The following is a 19,391-nucleotide window of genomic DNA, read 5'->3' as shown; positions in this document are numbered from 1 at the left end:
GAGGCGACGCCCGTGCGCACGTTGCTGCGCGTGTGGTGGGCCGCTCGCGGCTGAACGATTGGCCGCTGCGCTCGCCGGGCATGGCCCGGCGCTACCAATTCAGCGCATGGCCCATGCGCGATAAACGATCCGTCACGCGGTAGCGCCGGGCCATGCCCGGCGGGGAAGCTGCGCGCGTTATCTGCGTTCCAGCACCAGCAGCGGGTCGATGCGGGTGTCGAACCAGTTCATGCCCCAGTGCAGATGCGGGCCGGTGGCACGGCCGGTCGCGCCGACGGCGGCAATCACCTGGCCCTGTTCGACGCGATCACCGACCTTCACGTCGATGCGCGACAGATGCAGGAAGTTCGAACTGACCCCGAAGCCGTGATCGAGCAGCAGGGTGCCTCCGGTCAGGTACAGATCCGGGCCTGCGAAGGTGACGATACCGGCTGCAGGCGCCTTCACCGGGGTGCCCGTCGGTACTGCGATATCCATGCCTGAGTGGCCGGCACCGGGCTGGCCGTTGTAGACGCGCGCATTGCCGAAGCGGCCGCTGATGCGACCCTGCACCGGCCAGATGAAGGTCTGGGTGAAATCGGTGCGGTTGTCATCGCGCGCACGCGCGGCCGTGACCTGCGCCTGTTCGCGCTTGATCCGTTCGGCGATGGCCGGCGGCGGATTGACCGTCTTCGGCGGCACGCCGTTCACCCGCTCGGTGGGCCAGTCACGCGGGGTCACCGTGATGGCGGCCGTCTCGCTGCTGCCATCCGGTCGGCGGATCTGCACCTGCAGCGGTCCCTTCTCATCGCGACCGATGCCGAACACCACGCTGCCGTAGCTGCTCACGCGCAGCTCGCGGCCTGCAAAGCGCACGCTGCTGCCCGCGGGAACCTTGCCGATCACCAGCGCGCCCTGCGAAGCGCTGGCCGGGAACACCACGCGGCTGTCGATCAGGTCGCCGATGCCGTCCTGCGCCTGTGCCGCCGGTGCGGAGAACAGGGGGGCTGCCAGCAGCAGCGCCCCGCACATGAGTGCCGAACGCATCAGCGGTCGTAGGTCATGCGCTGGCCAGCGGGTTCGCCCACCAGCGAACTGCCGTCCCACACCAGCTGGCCGTTGACCCAGGTGGAGGCGATGCGCGATTGGAACGTGGTGCCTTCGAACGGCGACCAGCCGCACTTGGACAGCACGTCCTCACGCTTGACGGTGAACGGTACGTCTTCGACCAGCACCAAGTCGGCGAAGTAGCCTTCGCGCAGGAAGCCACGCTCTTCCACGTCGAACAGCTGGGCGGGAGCATGGGCGAACTTCTGCACCACCTGCTCGCGGGTCAGCTTGCCTTCGTGCACGCGTTCCAGCGCGGCGACCAGCGCGTACTGCACCAGCGGCAGGCCGGACGGCGCCTGCGCATAGGGCTTCTGCTTCTCTTCCCAGGTGTGCGGGGCGTGGTCGGTGGCCAGGACATCCAGCACGTCGTCAGCCAATGCGGCGGTGATTGCCTCGCGATCGGCCACGTCCTTGATCGCCGGATTGCACTTGATCAGGTTGCCCTTGGTGGCGTAGTCCGGGCGGGCGAAGTGCAGGAAGTGCACGCAGGTCTCGGCGGTGATCTGCTTGCGGCTGCCATCGGCGCGGATCAGCGGCCCCTTCTCGAACAGCGCCAGTTCGTCGGCGGTGGAAATGTGCAGCACATGCAGGCGGGTGCCGTGCTTGCGCGCCAGCGACATCGCCAGCCGCGTCGACTTGATGCAGGCTTCGCGCGATCGGATGTCCGGGTGCATCTCCGGGGTCAGCGCGTCGCCGTACTTTTCCTGGAAGGCCTTCAGGTTGGCATCGATCATCGGCGTGTCTTCGCAGTGCGTGATGATCGGGGTCGGGCACTCGCGGAAGATCGCGTCCAGGGTTTCCGGGTTGTCGACCAGCATGTTGCCGGTGGACGCCCCCATGAACACCTTCACGCCCGGCGCCTTCTTCGGGTCGAGCGCGCGGATGGCGTCCAGGTTGTCGTTGCTGGCGCCGTGGTAGAAGCCGTAGTTGGCCCAGGCACGGCCGCGTGCCAGCTCGTACTTGGCTTCGAGGATGGTCGAGTCGAGCGTCGGCGGGTTGGTGTTGGGCATGTCCATGAAGCTGGTCAGGCCACCGGCCACGGCCGCGGCCGACTCGCTGGCGATGTCGCCCTTGTGGGTCAGGCCTGGTTCGCGGAAGTGCACCTGGTCGTCGATCATCCCGGGCAGCAGCCAGCGCCCGGCCGCATCCACCACCTGTTCGCCATCACGCGGGGTCAACCCTTTGCCGATCTGCGCGATGCGGTCGTTCTCGATGCGCAGGTCGCCTTCGAAGGTGCGGCCTTCGTTGACCAGGCGGGCGTTGGTGATGAGCGTGGAGGACATGTCAGTGTTTTCCTGTGCAACGGCAAGAAGGGGCGTCGGGAGATTCGGGTACTGGATCGAAGCCGCCGGGATGGAAAGGATGGCAGCGGCCCAGCCGTCGCGCGGCCAGCCAGCTGCCGCGCAGCGGGCCGTGCCGGGAGATGGCGTCCATGGCGTATTCAGAGCAGCTCGGCACGAAACGGCAGCGAGGCCCCAGCAGCGGGCTGATGAAGCGCTTGTAGAAGCGCAGCAGGGCGATGAGCAGGCGCGAGATCACTCAGTCATCTTAAGCCAGTTGGCATGAAGGCCGCATTTGTGCAGGATGGGCCGTTGGTCGCATGTCGTAGATGGCCTGCGACCGCTATCGGCACCCCTCCAGGTGCCGGACAGGTTCCGTACCGCGCAACGCGGTCCGTGTTCGTCGGACCGCGCCTTGGACCCGTTGACTCCTGGACTGAATGGAGCGGGCCCCCAAGGTTGCTGCTGCGGGTCGGGTAGGCTATAAAGGCCCGCTTTCCCGGGCCCCGGGGAATCCAAGGAAGAGCGTTTCGTGGCTGCTAAAAAAACTGCAAAGAAGGCCGTCAAGGCCGCCAAGAAAACCGCCAAGCCTGTTGTGAAGAAGTTGGCGGCCAAGCCCGTTGCCAAGAAGCCGGCCAGCAAGCCGGTGACCAAGGCGGCATCCTCACAACCGGCGGCCAGGAAGGCTACCGCAAAGAAAGCGCCGGCCAAGTCCGGCAAGCCGGCAGTGGCGAAGAAACCCGCTGCGCCGGTCAAGGCCAAACCTGTCGCTGCCAGCAAGAAGGTACCGGCGGTGAAGAAGGTTGCCAGCAAGGCTGCACCGGTGAAGAAGGCCGCTGCCAAGCCGGCACCGAAGAAGGCAGCAGCCAAGCCAGCGCCGAAGGCGGTGGTGAAGAAGGTTGCCGCCGCGCCTGCTGCGAAGCCGGCAGCAAAGAAGGTGGCGCCTGCCAAGCCGGCACCTGCCGCCAAGACTGCCAAGAATGTCGCCCCGCCGGCTGCCAAGCCGACGCCGGCCCCTGTAGTGAAGTCCGCACCGAAGCCAGCTGCGAAGCCGGCCCCGGCCAAGTCTGTCCCGGCCAAGACCGCGGCAGTGGCAGCAGCCAAACCGGCCTCCAAGCCGGCCCCGGCCGCCGCTTCTGCAGCATCGACCGCCCCGCAATCCAAGAATCCCGTGCCCGTTTCGAAATCGCCTGCTAAAACCGCCGTGAAATCCGATTCCGCTCCGAAGACCGTGACCCGCCCCGTGGGCAAGGTCGCTGTGGCCGTCGCCGCCCGTTCGTCGGCACCTGCGCCGCGCAGCAAGTACAAGGTCGTCGAATACAAGACCGACGAGGCCACTGGCCGCCCGATCCTGCCCGCAGGCTACAAGCCGGCCTCGGACGAGGAGTACATGAGCCCGCTGCAGCAGGAGTACTTCCGCCAGCGCCTGCAGAACTGGCGCGCCGACCTGGTGGAAGAGTCCAAGCAGACCATCGAGAACCTGCGTGAGGAAGTGCGTGACATCGGCGATGAAGCCGAGCGCGCGACCCGCGAGACCGAGAACTCGCTGGAACTGCGCACCCGTGACCGTTACCGCAAGCTGATCGGCAAGATCGACAGCACCCTCAAGCGCCTGGAAGCGGGCGATTACGGGTACTGCGTGGACACCGGTGAAGAAATCGGCCTGGAGCGCCTCGAAGCGCGCCTGACCGCCGAGCGCACCATCGACGCCCAGGAGCGTTGGGAGCACCTGCAGAAGCAGCAGGGCGACTGATTCCGGTTCGTTGTGATGTCATGCGAAAAGCCCGGCTTCGGCCGGGTTTTTTGTTGGGTTCGAGTTGGCTGCGTAGAGCGGCGCCTTGGTTGTTCCGCGAGCGAGCGGGCGGGTCACCCGGGCCAGGACACGCCGTAAACCCATCCCTGGGGGCTCGGTCGCGCCATCCATGGCGCGAACGGTCCTGGCCCGCGTGACCCGCCCGCTCCAGACGGTTCCCGAGTGCGGCCGCTGTAGAGCCGAGCCCATGCTCGGCTCAGGCCGAAGCCGTAGGGCAGGGAAGAGCAAAACAAAAACAAAAACAAAAACAGCCAAGCATGGCTTGGCTCTACCAGGAGCGGTCATGCGTGCGCTCGCGGCTGTTGGGTCCGCCTTGTAGCGAGCCGAGCACCGCATCGAGGGAGAGTGACGGGCCCAGTCAAATGCCCGGCGCCGCCGAACCCGCTCTCCGCGGGATCACTGCAGGTCGCGCAGATTCAATTTCCGCAGCGTCGGGTTCTTCCATGCGGTGATCCCGGCCACGCTCAGCACCGCGAACCCGCCCAGCACCACTGCCGGTACCAGCCCCAGAACCTTGGCCATGGTGCCGGCATAGAACGCGCCCAGTTCGTTGGACGAGCTGATGAAGATGCCGTTGATCGACGATACCCGGCCGCGCATCTCTTCCGGCGTGGCCAGCTGCAGGATGGTGGAGCGGATCACCACCGACACGCCGTCGAAGGCGCCGTAGAACAGCAGGATCAACGCCGACAGCCAGAAGTGCTGGGACAGGCCGAAGCCGATCACGCACAGGCCGAAGCCGGCCACGGCGAACAGCAGCACGCGACCAGCATTGCGGTGCAGGGGATGGCGCGCCAGCCACAGGCCGACGCACACCGAACCCAGCGCCGGGGCCGCGCGCAGGATGCCCAGTCCCTCCGGGCCGTGGTGCAGGATCTCGTGCAGGAACGCCGGCAGCATCGCCACCACGCCGCCCAGCAGCACCGAGAACATGTCCAGCGCCATGGCGCCGACCATGATCCGGTTGCCGACCACGAAGCGGGCGCCTTCGGCGATGCTCTTGAAGATCGGGGCGGCCGGGCCGGCATGCACCGGTTCTTCCACTTTCAGCGTGGCCAGGCAGCCCATCGCCACCAGCGCGAAGGCCGTGGCCACCGCATAGGACAGACCCTTGCCACCGAAGCCGACCAGCACCCCACCCAGTGCCGGGCCGGCGATCATGCCGGTCTGGAACACCACGGCGCCCAGGCCGGCGCCACGGGCGAAATGTTCACGTGGCAGCACGCGGGCGAACAGCGCGTTGTAGATCGGCGACAGGAAGGCGCGGACCATGCCGGTCAGGGCGATGGCTGCATAGATCGGCCACACACCGTCAACCGGCAGCCAGCCCTTGGCTACGCTGGTCAGCACCAGCGCGGTGGCGATCAGTCCGGAACAGGCGACCATGCCCAGCTTGCGGCGCGGCAGATGATCCACCAGATAACCGGCAAACGGGGCCACACAGAAGAACGGCAGCACCTCGGCCAGGCCGATCAGGCCCAGCGAGAACGGATTGCGGGTGACTTCGTAGATGTGCCAACCGACGGTGACCGCGACCACCTGGTAGGACAGCATCGCGAAGATGCGGTACGCCAGCAGCCGGGCGAAACCGGGCCGGGACAGCAGGCCCAGCGCGGTGTCTTCGGCTGTGGCAGGTTCGCTCACGACGGATCGCGCTGCAGCTGGGCCTGCGCGGTCTCACGGATGAAGGCCAGCATCGCCGCCACGCCGTTGCTGCGGGTCGGCGACAGGTGGCGGGACAGGCCGATATCCTGGATATAGCTGGGTTCGGTGGCCAGGATCTCCTGCGCGGTGCGCCCGGAGTACACCCGCAGCGCCAGGAAGATCAGGCCGGAGACGATGGCCGAATCGCTGATGGCGTGGAAGCGCAGCGACTGCGTATTGCCTTCCGGCACGATCCAGACCATCGACTGGCAACCGAGCAGGCGGTGCTCTTCGGTCTTCCATTCTTCCGGAAAGGCGGGCAGCTTGCGGCCGAGGTCGATCAGGTACTGGTAGCGCTCGGACCAGTCGCCGAAGAAACCGAATTCCTCGGCGATGGCCGTCTGTGCCTCGGCGGCGGTGGATTCAAGCGGGAACGGGGAGTCGATCACAACAGTCTCTACAGTGGGGGCGTGGCCGGTGGGGCCGGCCACGGGGCAGGTCAGGTCAGCCGCGCTTGCGCGACCAGCGCACGCCCTGCGGGGTGTCTTCCAGCACGATGCCTTCGGCGGCCAGCTGGTCGCGGATGGCGTCGGAACGGGCGAAGTCGCGCGCCTGCTTGGCTGCCGCACGTTCGTCGATCAAGCCCTGGATGCGCGCGTCGTCGTCGCTGTCGCCAGCGGCGTTGCCGAACCACTGCGCCGGATCGGCCTGCAGCAGGCCCAGGGCGAGACCCGCGCCGAGCAGTTCGCTCTTCAGGCGTGCGCGTTCGCTGGGATCGGTGGCGCGGCGCGCTTCGCCGGCGATACGGGCCACTTCGGCCAGCGCCTGCGGCGTATTGAGATCATCATCCAATGCCGCTTCGATGTCTGCCGGGATCACTGCCGTGGCGGCCACCTCGGCCAGCTCGCGCAGGGTGCCGTACAGGCGGTCGAGGGTGCGGCCGGACTGTTCGATCAGCGCGTCGGACCAGTCCAGCGGCTGCCGGTAGTGGGCCGACAGCAAGGCCAGGCGCAGTGCCTCGGGGGCGTGTTTACGCACCAGGTCGTGGACGCGCTCGATGTTGCCGATCGACTTGCTCATCTTGGCGCCGCCGAAGTTGAGCATGCCGTTGTGCAGCCAGAAGCGTGCGAACACCTTGCCGCCGTGCGCGCACTCGCTCTGCGCGATCTCGTTTTCGTGGTGCGGGAACTGCAGGTCGACGCCACCGGCATGGATGTCGATGGTCTCGCCCAGGTGTGCGGCGGCCATCGCCGAGCATTCGATATGCCAGCCTGGACGGCCGCGGCCCCACGGCGATTCCCAGCCGGGCAGGTCGTCGCCGGACGGCTTCCACAGTACGAAGTCGCCGGGCGCGCGCTTGTAGGGAGCAACCTCGACACGGGCGCCGGCCAGCATTTCGTCCGGATCGCGGCGCGACAGCTTGCCGTAGCCCTCGAAACTGCCGACGGCGAACAGCACATGGCCCTCGGCAGCGTAAGCATGCCCGCTGCTGACCAGCTGCTCGATCATGGTGATGATCTGCGCCATGTGCGCGGTCACTTCCGGTTCGATGTCCGGCGGCACCACGCCCAGCGCGGCCATGTCTTCACGGTAGGCGGCGGCGAAACGGTTGGTGATGGTGCTGATCGGCACCCCCTGCTCGCGCGCGGCCGTGTTGATCTTGTCGTCCACGTCGGTGATGTTGCGGGCATAGCGCAGGGCACCGAAGCGCCGCCGCAGCAGGTCGGCCAGCACCCCGAACACCACCGGCCCACGGGCGTTGCCGATGTGCACGTAGTTGTAGACCGTCGGGCCGCACACATACAGGGTCGGACAGGCCGGGTCGAGCGGGGTGAACGGTTCGAGCTGGCGAGTCAGGTTGTTGTGCAGGCGCAGGGTCATGGGTCTGTGACTGGGGGACAAGCCTGTGATTTTAGAACGTGTCGGGCCCCTTTGGGGGGACCATTGCCACCGGTGGACGTCACCGGCGGGTGGGGTGGGGTGGGCAGGAACGACGCGGACGGGTAATGTTCAGCCCCTTGCGGTCACCACTGCCTACACTATTGCCGTGTCCCTGCTCCCATCGCCAATGAAAACCACCGCGTTGCTGACCCTGGCCTGCCTGTCGGCGCTGCCCGCCGTGGTCCTGGCCCAGGAGGCCGAGCCCCGCAACCGGGTGGTGATCGTGGAGAACGTGAAGTTCGACTACGCCCAGGTGCTCAACGTGGAGCCGGTGTTCCAGACCCTGCGCGCAACCCGTACCGAGGAGCACTGCGAGCCGGTCTCGACCCGCACCCTGGCCCCGGTCAACGTCACCGGCGAGGAGCCGGTCGAGGACAAGGGCCGCATCGGCCGCCTGTGGGATTCGGTGCGCTCGATGTTCAAGCGCAGCGACGAGGAGACGCTGGAGGAGCTTCCGGCGGAAACCCCCGCCCCGGCGCCGGCCAATACCGGTCCGATGCTGACCCGGGACTGTCGCATCGTGCCTGTCGGGCGTGAGTTCCGCCGCCCCATCGCCTACGACGTGGATTACGTCTACAAGGGCACCAAGTACCGTTCACGGCTGCCGGAAGACCCTGGCAACCGGCTGAAGATCCGGGTTTCGATCACCCCGTGGGTAGGCCCCGAGCAGGCTGCCGCTGGTACCCCCTGATTCTGCGACGCCGGCCTCTTGCGCCGGCCCCGGCCGCATGTAAAGATTGCCGACCAATGAAGCTCACCGACTTCCAGCACGACAGCAGCGCCGCCCGCCAGGCCACTGGCATGACGTCGCGTGCCCGTCGACCGGAACCCCACATTCTCGCTGGGTAATCCGGAGCTTTCTGCTGTTCGTCCGAAAAAAACCCAGCCCGCCGGCTGGGTTTTTTCGTTTCCGCGTTCTGAAAGCTTCATCTGCAACCTTTTCGTATCACCTTGGTTCCCGGTTTTCCCTTCCACCTTCCACCGCGTCGGCCACCGGCGCCGCTCATGCAAGGAATGATGATGTCCCCCAAGCACTTCCTGAACACCCAGGACTGGAGCCGCAGCGAACTTGACGCGCTGCTGACCCAGGCTGCGCTGTTCAAGCGCAACAAGCTCGGCGACCAGCTCAAGGGCAAGTCGATCGCGCTGGTGTTCTTCAATCCGTCCATGCGTACCCGCACCAGTTTCGAGCTGGGCGCGTTCCAGCTCGGTGCCCACGCAGTGGTGCTGCAGCCGGGCAAGGATGCATGGCCGATCGAGTTCAACCTCGGCACGGTGATGGATGGCGATACCGAAGAGCACATCGCTGAAGTGGCCAAGGTGCTCGGCCGTTACTGCGACATCATCGCCGTGCGCGCGTTCCCGAAGTTCGTCGACTGGGCCTACGACCGCCAGGACGTCGTGCTCGAGAGTTTCGCCAGGTACTCGCCGGTGCCGGTGATCAACATGGAGACCATCACCCACCCGTGCCAGGAGCTGGCGCACGTGATGGCCCTGCAGGAGCATTTCGGCACCCAGGACCTGCGCGGCAAGAAGTACGTGCTGACCTGGACCTACCACCCCAAGCCGCTGAACACCGCCGTGGCCAACTCGGCGCTGACCATCGCCACCCGCATGGGCATGGACGTGACGCTGCTGTGCCCGACCGCCGACTACATCCTCGACGAGCGCTACATGGGCTGGGCCGAGCAGAACGTGGCCGAGAGCGGCGGTTCGCTGAAGATCAGCCATGACATCGACAGCGCCTATGCCGGTGCCGACGTGGTCTATGCCAAGAGCTGGGGCGCACTGCCGTTCTTCGGCAACTGGGAACCGGAGAAGCCGATCCGCGACCAGTTCAAGCACTTCATCGTCGACGAGCGGAAGATGGCGCTGACCAACAACGGCGTGTTCAGCCACTGCCTGCCACTGCGCCGCAACGTGAAGGCGACTGACGGCGTGATGGATTCGCCGCAGTGCATCGCCATCAACGAGGCCGAGAATCGCCTGCATGTGCAGAAGGCGATCATGGCCGCTGTTGCCGGGCGCTGATTTCTCCATTCGAACATTTCCGCCGGGCATGGCCCGGCGCTACCAGGACATACCCCCATGAGCAACAAAGACGTCGTTCTCGCCTTCTCCGGCGGCCTTGATACCAGCTTCTGCGTGCCGTACCTGCAGGAGCGCGGCTACAACGTGCATACCGTGTTCGCCGATACCGGCGGCGTGGATGACGAAGAGCGCGATTTCATCGAGAAGCGTGCCGCCGAACTGGGTGTCACCAGCCACCAGACCGTCGATGGCGGTCCGGCCATCTGGTCCGGCTTCGTCAAGCCGTTCGTGTGGGCCGGTGAGGGCTACCAGGGCCAGTACCCGTTGCTGGTGTCGGACCGTTACCTGATCGTCGATGCCGCGCTCAAGCGCGCCGCCGAACTGGGCACCAACATCATCGCTCACGGCTGCACCGGCATGGGCAACGACCAGGTGCGTTTCGACCTGGCAGTGAAGGCCCTGGGTGACTACCAGATCATCGCGCCGATCCGCGAGATCCAGAAGGAACACACCCAGACCCGCGCCTACGAGCAGAAGTACCTGGAAGAGCGTGGCTTCGGCGTGCGCGCCAAGCAGCAGGCCTACACCATCAACGAGAACCTGCTGGGCCTGACCATGTCCGGCGGCGAGATCGATCGTTGGGAAGCACCGGGCGAGGGCGCCCGTGGCTGGTGCGCACCGCGCAGCGAATGGCCGGAAGCACCGCTGACCGTCACCCTGAAGTTTGTCGAAGGCGAAGCCGTGGAGCTCAACGGCAAGGCCCTGCCGGGTGAGCAGATCCTGGCCCAGCTCAACAAGCTGTTCGCCCCCTACGGCGTCGGCCGTGGCGTGTACACCGGCGACACCGTGATCGGCCTGAAGGGCCGCATCGTGTTCGAGGCACCGGGCCTGGTCTCGCTGCTGGCCGCGCACCGCGCGCTGGAAGATGCGGTGCTGACCAAGCAGCAGAACCGCTTCAAGCCGGACGTGGCGCGCAAGTGGGTGGAGCTGGTGTACGAAGGCTTCTACCACGACCCGCTGAAGACCGACATCGAGGCGTTCCTGAAGTCGTCCCAGGCCAAGGTCAACGGCGAAGTGGTGCTGGAAACCCGTGGTGGTCGTGTCGATGCAGTTGCCGTGAAGTCGCCGCACCTGCTCAACACCAAGGGCGCCACCTATGCGCAGTCGGCCGACTGGGGCGTGGAAGAAGCCGAAGGCTTCATCAAGCTGTTCGGCATGAGCTCGACGCTTTACGCGCAAGTCAATCGCTGAGCGATTGAATTGCGCGCGCGTCTCCCGCGCATTCCACCTAATCCCCGCGCCGTTGGCGCGCCCCCTTGAACATCAAGGGGGCTCTCTTCCAGCCGGTACACGTTGTACTGAAGGATCTTTGATTCATGCTTGAACAGACGCTCGATCACCTGCAGGCACTGGTGTCCTTCGACACCCGCAACCCGCCGCGTGCGATCACCACCGGCGGCATCTTCGACTACCTGCGCGACAACCTGCCCGGGTTCAATGTCGAGGTGATCGACCATGGCGCCGGCGCGGTCAGCCTGTACGCCGTGCGCGGTACGCCGAAGTACCTGTTCAACGTGCATCTGGACACCGTGCCGGACTCGCCGCACTGGAGTGCCGATCCGCACGTGATGCGCCGCCTGGACGACCGCGTGGTCGGCCTCGGTGTGTGTGACATCAAGGGTGCGGCTGCTGCGCTGGTGGCTGCAGCCAATGCCAGTGATGGCGACGCGGCGTTCCTGTTCTCCAGCGATGAAGAAGCCAACGATCCGCGCTGTATTGCCGCGTTCCTGGCCCGGGGCATCAAGTACGAAGCGGTGTTGGTGGCCGAACCGACCATGAGCGAAGCGGTGCTCGCGCATCGTGGCATCAGCTCGGTGCTGATGCAGTTCGCCGGCCGTGCCGGCCACGCGTCGGGCAAGCAGGATGCAGCCGCCAGTGCGCTGCACCAGGCGATGCGCTGGGGCAACCGTGCGCTGGACCACGTCGAATCGCTGGCCTCGGCACGCTTCGGTGGATTGACCGGCCTGCGCTTCAACATCGGGCGGGTTGAAGGTGGCATCAAGGCCAACATGATCGCGCCGGCGGCGGAAGTGCGCTTCGGCTTCCGGCCGCTGCCGTCGATGGATATCGATGCGCTGCTGGCGACCTTTGCCGGTTTCGCCGAACCGGAAGCGGCGGTGTTCACCGAAACCTTCCGTGGCCCCAGCCTGCCGGCGGGCGACATCGCCGAAGCCGAGAACCGCCGCCTGCTGGCGCGCGACGTGGCCGATGCGTTGGATATTCCGATCGGCAACGCGGTGGACTTCTGGACCGAGGCGTCGCTGTTCTCGGCCGCTGGCTATACCACGCTGGTGTTCGGCCCGGGCGACATCGCCCAGGCCCATACCGCCGACGAGTTCGTGACGCTTGAGCAGCTGCAGCGCTACACCGATGCTGTACACCGGATCATCGCCGCCGGCGCCTGATCGACCTACAACGCCGCTGCGCTTCTGCGCGGCGGAACTGCAACGCGGCGACCGCCGCCTGTGACGAAACCGAAATGTCTCCTGCCCTCCAGCCCCACCGCCAGACCCGCCAGACCATCGTGCGCCTGCTCTCGAGCATGGCCAGCGCGAAGGAGATCAGCCAGTACCTCAAGCGCTTTTCGCAGCTGGACGCCAAGCGCTTCGCCGTGGTCAAGGTCGGCGGCGCAGTGCTGCGCGACGATCTCGACGCGCTGACCTCCTCGTTGTCGTTCCTGCAGGAGGTCGGCCTGACCCCGATCGTGCTGCACGGCGCCGGACCGCAGCTGGATGCGGAACTGTCGGCCGCCGGCATTGAAAAGCAGACGGTCAACGGCCTGCGGGTGACCTCGCCGGAAGCGCTGGCAATCGTGCGCCGCGTGTTCCAGCAATCCAACCTGCGCCTGGTCGAAGCCCTGCAGCAGAACGGCGCGCGCGCCACGTCCATCACCGGTGGCGTGTTCGAGGCGGAGTACCTGGGCCTGGATACCTACGGCCTGGTCGGCGAGGTGAAGAAGGTCAACCTGGCGCCGATCGAAGCCAGCCTGCGTGCGGGCTCGATCCCGGTCATCACCAGCCTCGGCGAGACCGCCGGCGGGCAGATCCTCAACGTCAATGCCGACTTCGCCGCCAACGAACTGGTGCAGGAACTGCAGCCGTACAAGATCATCTTCCTGACCGGTACCGGCGGCCTGCTGGACGAAGAGGGCAGCGTGATCGATTCGATCAACCTGTCCACCGAGTACGACCACCTGATCGCGCAACCGTGGATCCACGGTGGCATGAAGGTGAAGATCGAACAGATCAAGTCGCTGCTGGACCGGCTGCCGCTGGAATCGTCGGTGTCGATCACCCGGCCCGCCGACCTGGCCAAGGAACTGTTTACCCACAAGGGCTCGGGTACGCTGGTACGCAAGGGCGAGAAGGTGCTGCGTGCAACCGCTTGGAGCGAGCTGGACCTGCCGCGCCTGAAGGGCCTGATCGAATCCAGTTTCGGCCGCACCCTGGTGCCGGACTATTTCGAGAAGACCACGCTGCTGCGCGCCTATGTCAGCGAGAACTACCGCACGGCGGTGATCCTCACCGATGAGGCCGAGGGCGTGTACCTGGACAAGTTCGCCGTGCTCGACGATGCGCAGGGTGAAGGCCTGGGCCGCGCCGTCTGGAACGTGATGCTGGAAGAAACTCCTCAGCTGTTCTGGCGCTCACGCAACGGCAACCCGATCAACCATTTCTACTACGCCGAATCCGATGGCTGCTACAAGCAGGGCAATTGGAAGGTGTTCTGGTACGGTGCCGATGGCATCGACCGGATCAGGACCTACGTCGACCATTGCGCCGTGCGTGCACCGAGCCTGGAGGGCTGAGCGCGATGAATCACGCAGACTGGACCAAGGTACCCACGCTGACCGGCACGCATGCGCGGCTGGAACCGCTGCAGATGAGCCATATCGACGGCCTGCGCGGTGCGTTGGGTGACGGTGCGTTGTCGAAGCTCTGGTACACGCAGGTGCCCGATGCGAAGACCATGACCGGCTACGTGCAGGCCGCGCTGCAGGTGCAGGCCGAGGGCAAGGTGCTGCCGTTCGTGGTGTTCGATGCCAACGACCAGATCGTCGGCACCACCCGCTACTACGACCTGCAGGCGGACGTGCCGCGGCTCAGCATCGGCTACACCTGGTATGGCGAGTCGGTGCAGCGCACCGGGGTCAACACCGAAACCAAGCTGATGCTGCTCAGCCATGCCTTCGAGCGGCTGGAATGCCTGAGCGTGGTGTTTGAAACCAGCTGGTTCAACTTCACCTCGCGCACCGCGATCGCGCGCCTGGGCGCCAAGCAGGATGGCGTGCTGCGCAATCACCGTCGCCATCCCGACGGCACGCCGCGCGACACCGTCATCTTCTCCATCATCGACGCGGAATGGCAGGGCGTGAAACGCCACCTGCAGCACCGCCTCGACTCGCACGCATGAGCACGCACGCATGAGCACTTCCTCCTCGTTCACCGTCGGCATCGTCGGCGCCCGCGGCCATACCGGCGCCGAGCTGATCCGGCTGGTGGCCGCGCATCCGAACCTGCAGCTGGGCTTCGTCTCTTCGCGCGAACTGGCCGGGCAGCGCGTGTCCGACCACTACCCGCAGTGGCAGGGTGAACTGCAGTTCGAGAATCTCGACGCCGATGCCGTTGCCGCCAAGGGCGTGGATGCGGTGATCCTGGCGCTGCCCAACGGACTGGCTGCTCCGTTCGTGGCGGCGCTGGAAACGGCGAAGCCGGACACGGTGATCGTCGATCTGTCGGCCGACTACCGTTTCGACACTGCCTGGTACTACGGCCTGCCCGAGCTTACCCGCGACCGTTACAACGGGCAGAAGCACATCAGCAATCCCGGCTGCTATGCCACTGCGATGCAGCTGGCGATCCATCCGCTGCGGGAGCTGCTGGCTGGCCCGCCGCAGTGCTTCGGCGTGTCCGGCTACTCCGGTGCCGGCACCTCGCCGTCGGACAAGAACAACGTCGAGCTGCTGGCCGACAACCTGATGCCGTACGCGCTGACCAACCACGTGCACGAGCGTGAGGTGTCCGTGCAGCTGGGCGTGGCGGTCGAATTCATGCCGCACGTCGCGCCGCATTTCCGTGGCATCACCCTCACCGCCAACCTCTGGTTGAACCGTGTGCAGACCCGCGAGCAGATCGTCGAGCGCTTCCAGCAGGCCTATGCCGGTGAAGCACTCATCGAGGTCGTGGACGAGGCGCCGTGGGTGAGCCGCATCGCTGGCCGCCATGGTGCCCAGGTCGGCGGCTTCACGCTGGCCCCGGGCGGCAAGCGGGTGGTGGTGGTGGCGACCCTGGACAACCTGCTCAAGGGCGCGGCCACCCAGGCCATGCAGAACCTCAATCTCGCGCTGGGCATCGACGAACTGACGTCGATCCCGCACTGAAACCGCACAGGAGCCCCCCATGGCAGACCTTCTTTGGCAGAAGCCAGGCGTCGCTGTCGATGCCCAGATCCAGACCTTCCTCGCCGGCGACGACGTGATCCTCGACCGCGAATTCTTCCTGCATGACATCGCCGCCAGCGCCGCGCACGCGCAGGGCCTGCAGCACATCGGCATCCTCAGCGCCGATGAACTCGCTGGCCTGCTGAGCGAACTGGAGGTGCTGGCGCAGGACTTCCGCGAAGGCCGCTTCGTGCTGGATACGCAGTATGAAGATGGCCATTCCGCCATCGAGGCACGGTTGACCGAGCGCCTGGGTGATGCCGGCCGCAAGATCCACACCGGCCGCAGCCGCAACGACCAGATCCTGGTCGCCACCCGGTTGTGGTTGAAGGAGAAGTTGCAGCGCGTGGCGCAGGTCAGTGCCGAAGTGGCCAAGGTCGCCCTTGACCGTGCGCAGGCCGAACAGCACCTGCCGATTCCCGGTTACACCCACATCCAGCGTGCGGTGGTGTCCTCGGCCGGCATGTGGTGGGCCGGTTGGGCCGAAGCCTTCATCGACAACGCTGTGCGTGCGCGTGATACCCATGCGCTGATCGATGCCAATCCGCTCGGCACTGCCGCCGGTTACGGCGTGAATCTGCCGCTGGATCGCGAGCACACCACCGCTGCGCTCGGCTTCGCGCGCATGCAGATTTCGCCGATCTATGCGCAGCTGTCGCGTGGCAAGTTCGAACTGGCCGCACTGGAAGCGCTGGGGGGCGCGACCCTGGACCTGCGCCGCATTGCCTGGGACCTGTCGCTGTTCACCAGCGCCGAATTCGGTTTCGTCGCGCTGCCGGCGCAGTACACCACCGGCAGTTCGATCATGCCCAACAAGCGCAATCCGGACGTGATCGAGCTGATGCGGGCGACCCATGCCAGCGTCGCCGCCGCACGCACCGAGATCGAGCAGCTGCTGTCGCTGCCATCGGGCTACCACCGCGATCTGCAGTCGTCCAAGGGCGCGATCTTCCACGGCTTTGGTCGCGGCCTGGCCGCGCTGGAGCTGCTGCCGGCGCTGCTGGCCAACCTGGAGTGGCGCGATGACAAACTGCGCGCAGCGATCGATTCGGGCATGTACGCCACCGATGTAGCGGTGGAAGCTGCGGTCGCGGGCGTACCCTTCCGCGAGGCCTACAAGGCCGCTGCCGCCGGTGCCGACAGCGCGGGGCAGGGGCGTACGCCGGAAGGCAGCCTGGCGGCGCGTGTATCGCCGGGTTCGGCGTCGGACCTGCGCCTGGATGAACTGCGCGCGCGCTGGCAGGCGCTGTCCTGATGGCCGGTACCGTTTACCTGGTGCTGGCGATGCGCCAGCCCGGTTTCACCGACGCCGTGGTGCAACCGCACCGCGATTTTCTTGATGCGCTGCAGGCCGAGGGCAAGCTGCAGCTGACCGGCGGCTTTGCCGATGGCAGTGGCGGCGCCTATGTGCTGTGCAACGTCGACAGCCTTGCGCAGGCACAGGCCATCGTCGCCACCGATCCGCTGGTGACGATGCAGGCATCCGCGCTGAGCGTCCATGAATGGAATACCCGCTGAGGCGCCCCCGATGACTGTCCACGCCGCCAACGTTGCATCGCCGTTCCCCGAACAAGCGCTGCCGTCGTGGCGGCGTGCTGTACTCAAGGTCGGCAGCAGCCTGCTCGCGGCCGATGGCGGTGGCCTGTCACCGCGTCACGCGCTGGGCCTGGCCCAGTTCGTCTCGGCCAATGTGCTGGCCGGGCGCGAAGTGGTCATCGTCTCCTCCGGCGCGGTGGCTGCCGGCCGCGCGATCCTGCCCAGGGCCGATGAGCCCGGTGCGGCGATGGCTGCGCGACAGGCATTGGCGGCACTTGGCCAGGCGCAGCTGATCGGTCTGTGGCAGCGCTTCTTCGAGCGCCCGGTGGCGCAGGTGCTGCTGACCCATGACGATCTGCGCAACCGCCGTCGCTACCTCAATGCGCGGGCCACCCTCAACGAGCTGTTGCGGCTGGGTGCGTTGCCGGTGGTCAACGAGAACGACACCGTATCGGTGGACGAGCTCAAGCTCGGCGACAACGACAACCTGGCCGCGACCGTGGCGGCGCTGGTCGATGCCGATGCACTGTTCATCGCCACCGACATCGATGGCCTCTACAGTGCCGACCCGCGCACGCATGCCGATGCACGGCCGCTGCACGACGTGCCCGAGTTGAATGATGCCGTGCTGGCGATGGCCGGTGGTGCCGGTTCAGTCGCCGGTACCGGCGGCATGCGCACCAAGCTGGAGGCCGCGGCCAAGGCCGGCCGTGTTGGCATTGAAACCTATCTGTTCAACGGCCGCAGCGGCGAGGTGGTGCGCGCGCTGGCGCAGGATCGCCTGTTCGGCACCCGCATCCATGCGGCGCGCAGCCGCGAGGCCGCCCGCAAGCACTGGCTGCGGCACGCACCGCTGGCCGAAGGCGCGATCCTGATCGACGCCGGTGCAGCGCAGGCGATGCGCGAGAAGGGCGCATCGCTGTTGCCTGGTGGCATCACCGGTGCCGATGGCGCGTTCCGCCGTGGTGACATGGTGCAGGTGTGCTGGAACACCGAAGCTGGCCGGGTCTGCGTGGCCCGTGGTGTCAGCCAGTACGCCGCCGATGATGTGCGCCGCATTGCCGGCCGCCACACGCGCGACATCCAGACCGTGCTCGGCTACAACTACGGCGGAACCGTCGTCCATCGCGACGATCTGGTGCTGCCATGAACCCATTGCAGGATGTCCCGATGAGTGAGATCGAATCGCAGGCCCGCGCCTGCCGTGACGCAGCCCAGGTGGTCGCTGGCCTCGACAGCGATGCCCGCAGGGCGCTGCTGCTGGCGATGGCGCAGGCGCTGGAGGTCAATGCCGGGCAGATTCTTGCGGGTAATGCGCGCGATCTGGCCGCCGCCCGCGACAAGGGCGTGGGCAGCGCGATGCTCGACCGCCTGGCGCTGGACCCGGCACGCCTGCTGGCAATGGCCGATGCGGTGCGTGAGGTGGCGGGCCTGCCGGACCCGGTCGGGCAGGTGACCCGCGACGACGTGCGTCCGAACGGCATCCGCGTACAGAAGGTGCGCGTGCCGCTGGGGGTGATCGCGATGATCTACGAAGCACGCCCGAACGTAACCGCCGAAGCCGCCGCGCTGTGCCTGAAGGCGGGCAACGGCGTGATTCTGCGTGGAGGTTCGGAGGCCATCCATTCCAACACTGCCATCGCGCAGGCGTTGGCCGGGGCATTGAAGGCCAACGGCGTTCCCCCTGCCGCCGTGACGGTGCTGACCGACCTGCGCCGCGAAGCCATGCTGGAACTTCTGCAGCTGCATGAACTGATCGACCTGGCCATCCCGCGCGGTGGTGAGGGCCTGATCCGCTTCGTTGCAGAACACGCACGGGTACCGGTGATCAAGCACTACAAGGGTGTCTGCCACCTGTTCGTGGATGCCAGTGCCGACCCTGCAAAAGCGCTCGATCTGCTGGTGGATGGCAAGTGCAGTCGCCCGTCCGCGTGCAATTCACTGGAAACCCTGCTGGTGCACCAGGACATTGCCGCAGACTTCCTGCCGCGCGCTGCGCAGGCGCTGGCCGAACGTGGTGTGCAGTTGCGTGCCGACGCGCGCGCGCAGCCGTTGCTGCCGGGAAGCACTGCGGCCAGCGAGGATGACTATGCCGCCGAGTTCCTTGATCTGGTACTGGCGGTCTGCGTGGTCGACGATCTTGACGCAGCGATCGCGCACATCCGCACCTATACCTCCGACCACACCGAAGTGATCGCCACCGAAGACGCGGCCAGTGCCGAGCGTTTCGTCAACGCGTTGCGCTCGGCGGTGGTGATGGTCAACGCGTCTTCACGTTTTTCCGATGGCGGCCAGCTCGGCCTCGGCAGCGAGATCGGGATCTCCACCACGCGCCTGCATGCCTATGGCCCGATGGGACTGGAAGCACTCACGGTCGAACGTTTCGTGGTGCGCGGCGAAGGCCAGGTTCGTAGCTAGGTTCATGGCCGGGCTGCGCCCGGCACCCGCAGAGGCAACGGCAACAGCCGAAGCAAGGGCCGAAGCGACGGCAACAGCTGGGTTCCTGTGGGATGGCGGGGTGGGTCCGGTTGCGGGGGACGCCGCAAGTACGTCCCTG

General features: G+C 66.4%; 18 protein-coding genes. 12 read left to right on the top strand and 6 right to left on the bottom strand.

The annotated features are described in order from the left end of the window. Nucleotides 1-177: 177 nt before the first annotated feature. From AC27VL_RS19020 to yidD, 3 genes are read right to left on the bottom strand one after another with little or no spacing between them, the layout of a single operon-like run. Entirely contained in the window at nucleotides 178-1,026 is an 849-nt protein-coding gene (locus tag AC27VL_RS19020) for a M23 family metallopeptidase (protein WP_488767873.1), read from the bottom strand. Beyond that, complete coding sequence (locus AC27VL_RS19015) at nucleotides 1,026-2,372, bottom strand: dihydroorotase (RefSeq protein ID WP_089236231.1); 1,347 nt, start codon at nucleotides 2,370-2,372, stop codon at nucleotides 1,026-1,028. The genes AC27VL_RS19020 and AC27VL_RS19015 overlap by 1 nt, the downstream gene beginning before the upstream one ends. 1 nt (nucleotide 2,373) lies before the next feature. Then, nucleotides 2,374-2,628, bottom strand: a complete 255-nt coding sequence (yidD, locus tag AC27VL_RS19010) for a membrane protein insertion efficiency factor YidD (RefSeq protein WP_100440597.1) — start codon at nucleotides 2,626-2,628, stop codon at nucleotides 2,374-2,376. Nucleotides 2,629-2,901: 273 nt separating this feature from the next. On the opposite strand from yidD, the gene dksA reads away from it, so the two are divergent. Continuing rightward, the gene (gene dksA, locus AC27VL_RS19005; RefSeq protein ID WP_488767870.1) at nucleotides 2,902-4,122 is read left to right on the top strand and encodes an RNA polymerase-binding protein DksA; all 1,221 of its coding nucleotides are present in this window, start codon (nucleotides 2,902-2,904) and stop codon (nucleotides 4,120-4,122) included. A 456-nt stretch (nucleotides 4,123-4,578) separates the two neighbouring features. Here dksA and AC27VL_RS19000 read toward each other — a convergent pair whose 3' ends face one another. The 3 genes from AC27VL_RS19000 to cysS are packed head-to-tail and all read right to left on the bottom strand — an operon-like array spanning nucleotide 4,579 to nucleotide 7,707. Continuing rightward, the gene (locus tag AC27VL_RS19000; protein WP_205404710.1) at nucleotides 4,579-5,826 is read right to left on the bottom strand and encodes an MFS transporter; all 1,248 of its coding nucleotides are present in this window, start codon (nucleotides 5,824-5,826) and stop codon (nucleotides 4,579-4,581) included. Then, entirely contained in the window at nucleotides 5,823-6,275 is a 453-nt protein-coding gene (locus AC27VL_RS18995) for a SufE family protein (protein WP_100553040.1), read from the bottom strand. The genes AC27VL_RS19000 and AC27VL_RS18995 overlap by 4 nt, the downstream gene beginning before the upstream one ends. Nucleotides 6,276-6,330: 55 nt before the next feature. Continuing rightward, complete coding sequence (gene cysS / locus AC27VL_RS18990) at nucleotides 6,331-7,707, bottom strand: cysteine--tRNA ligase (RefSeq protein ID WP_488767868.1); 1,377 nt, start codon at nucleotides 7,705-7,707, stop codon at nucleotides 6,331-6,333. Between the two features lie 187 nt (nucleotides 7,708-7,894). Between cysS and AC27VL_RS18985 the strand changes: the two genes are divergently transcribed. The 11 genes from AC27VL_RS18985 (at nucleotide 7,895) to AC27VL_RS18935 (ending at nucleotide 19,252) form a co-directional block, all read left to right on the top strand. Next, complete coding sequence (locus AC27VL_RS18985; protein ID WP_089236226.1) at nucleotides 7,895-8,458, top strand: glycine zipper 2TM domain-containing protein; 564 nt, start codon at nucleotides 7,895-7,897, stop codon at nucleotides 8,456-8,458. A gap of 329 nt (nucleotides 8,459-8,787) precedes the next feature. Beyond that, complete coding sequence (locus tag AC27VL_RS18980) at nucleotides 8,788-9,798, top strand: N-acetylornithine carbamoyltransferase (RefSeq protein ID WP_025876421.1); 1,011 nt, start codon at nucleotides 8,788-8,790, stop codon at nucleotides 9,796-9,798. Nucleotides 9,799-9,855: 57 nt separating this feature from the next. Beyond that, nucleotides 9,856-11,049: an argininosuccinate synthase gene (locus AC27VL_RS18975; protein WP_165377653.1), complete on the top strand. Its 1,194-nt coding sequence runs from the start codon at nucleotides 9,856-9,858 to the stop codon at nucleotides 11,047-11,049. 125 nt (nucleotides 11,050-11,174) lie between these two features. After that, nucleotides 11,175-12,263, top strand: coding sequence for an acetylornithine deacetylase (locus tag AC27VL_RS18970; protein WP_089236224.1), 1,089 nt, complete (start codon nucleotides 11,175-11,177; stop codon nucleotides 12,261-12,263). 74 nt (nucleotides 12,264-12,337) lie between these two features. Next, entirely contained in the window at nucleotides 12,338-13,666 is a 1,329-nt protein-coding gene (locus tag AC27VL_RS18965; protein WP_089236223.1) for an acetylglutamate kinase, read from the top strand. A 5-nt stretch (nucleotides 13,667-13,671) separates the two neighbouring features. After that, nucleotides 13,672-14,271, top strand: coding sequence for a GNAT family N-acetyltransferase (locus AC27VL_RS18960; RefSeq protein WP_488767864.1), 600 nt, complete (start codon nucleotides 13,672-13,674; stop codon nucleotides 14,269-14,271). A gap of 10 nt (nucleotides 14,272-14,281) precedes the next feature. Further along, nucleotides 14,282-15,238: an N-acetyl-gamma-glutamyl-phosphate reductase gene (gene argC, locus AC27VL_RS18955; protein WP_488767862.1), complete on the top strand. Its 957-nt coding sequence runs from the start codon at nucleotides 14,282-14,284 to the stop codon at nucleotides 15,236-15,238. Between the two features lie 19 nt (nucleotides 15,239-15,257). After that, on the top strand, nucleotides 15,258-16,553 hold the full coding sequence (gene argH / locus AC27VL_RS18950; RefSeq protein WP_488767860.1) for an argininosuccinate lyase: 1,296 nt from the start codon (nucleotides 15,258-15,260) through the stop codon (nucleotides 16,551-16,553). Beyond that, nucleotides 16,553-16,816 carry a YciI family protein gene (locus tag AC27VL_RS18945; RefSeq protein WP_089236219.1) on the top strand — a complete coding sequence of 88 codons (264 nt, stop codon included), beginning with the start codon at nucleotides 16,553-16,555 and terminating at the stop codon, nucleotides 16,814-16,816. Before argH ends, AC27VL_RS18945 begins: the two co-directional genes overlap by 1 nt. 10 nt (nucleotides 16,817-16,826) lie before the next feature. Beyond that, on the top strand, nucleotides 16,827-17,984 hold the full coding sequence (gene proB / locus AC27VL_RS18940; protein ID WP_089236218.1) for a glutamate 5-kinase: 1,158 nt from the start codon (nucleotides 16,827-16,829) through the stop codon (nucleotides 17,982-17,984). Continuing rightward, nucleotides 17,981-19,252: a glutamate-5-semialdehyde dehydrogenase gene (locus AC27VL_RS18935; protein ID WP_488767857.1), complete on the top strand. Its 1,272-nt coding sequence runs from the start codon at nucleotides 17,981-17,983 to the stop codon at nucleotides 19,250-19,252. Before proB ends, AC27VL_RS18935 begins: the two co-directional genes overlap by 4 nt. Nucleotides 19,253-19,391: the final 139 nt, after the last annotated feature.

Source organism: Stenotrophomonas sp. 14P6.2.3, assembly GCF_057799055.1.
Note: the sequence above shows the minus strand (reverse complement) of the source record. Positions and strands in the feature narration are given on the sequence as shown.

Excerpts from the sequence above, each read along its gene's own strand:
- AC27VL_RS18935 (WP_488767857.1), top strand. The coding sequence starts at position 17,981 with ATGAACCCATTGCAGGATGTCCCGATGAGTGAGATCGAATCGCAGGCC.
- AC27VL_RS18970 (WP_089236224.1), top strand. The coding sequence starts at position 11,175 with ATGCTTGAACAGACGCTCGATCACCTGCAGGCACTGGTGTCCTTCGAC.
- AC27VL_RS18975 (WP_165377653.1), top strand. The coding sequence starts at position 9,856 with ATGAGCAACAAAGACGTCGTTCTCGCCTTCTCCGGCGGCCTTGATACC.
- argH (WP_488767860.1), top strand. The coding sequence starts at position 15,258 with ATGGCAGACCTTCTTTGGCAGAAGCCAGGCGTCGCTGTCGATGCCCAG.
- AC27VL_RS18965 (WP_089236223.1), top strand. The coding sequence starts at position 12,338 with ATGTCTCCTGCCCTCCAGCCCCACCGCCAGACCCGCCAGACCATCGTG.
- AC27VL_RS18985 (WP_089236226.1), top strand. The coding sequence starts at position 7,895 with ATGAAAACCACCGCGTTGCTGACCCTGGCCTGCCTGTCGGCGCTGCCC.
- AC27VL_RS18945 (WP_089236219.1), top strand. The coding sequence starts at position 16,553 with ATGGCCGGTACCGTTTACCTGGTGCTGGCGATGCGCCAGCCCGGTTTC.
- proB (WP_089236218.1), top strand. The coding sequence starts at position 16,827 with ATGACTGTCCACGCCGCCAACGTTGCATCGCCGTTCCCCGAACAAGCG.
- AC27VL_RS18960 (WP_488767864.1), top strand. The coding sequence starts at position 13,672 with ATGAATCACGCAGACTGGACCAAGGTACCCACGCTGACCGGCACGCAT.
- argC (WP_488767862.1), top strand. The coding sequence starts at position 14,282 with ATGAGCACTTCCTCCTCGTTCACCGTCGGCATCGTCGGCGCCCGCGGC.
- AC27VL_RS19020 (WP_488767873.1), bottom strand. The coding sequence starts at position 1,026 with ATGCGTTCGGCACTCATGTGCGGGGCGCTGCTGCTGGCAGCCCCCCTG.
- AC27VL_RS18980 (WP_025876421.1), top strand. The coding sequence starts at position 8,788 with ATGTCCCCCAAGCACTTCCTGAACACCCAGGACTGGAGCCGCAGCGAA.
- AC27VL_RS19015 (WP_089236231.1), bottom strand. The coding sequence starts at position 2,372 with ATGTCCTCCACGCTCATCACCAACGCCCGCCTGGTCAACGAAGGCCGC.
- cysS (WP_488767868.1), bottom strand. The coding sequence starts at position 7,707 with ATGACCCTGCGCCTGCACAACAACCTGACTCGCCAGCTCGAACCGTTC.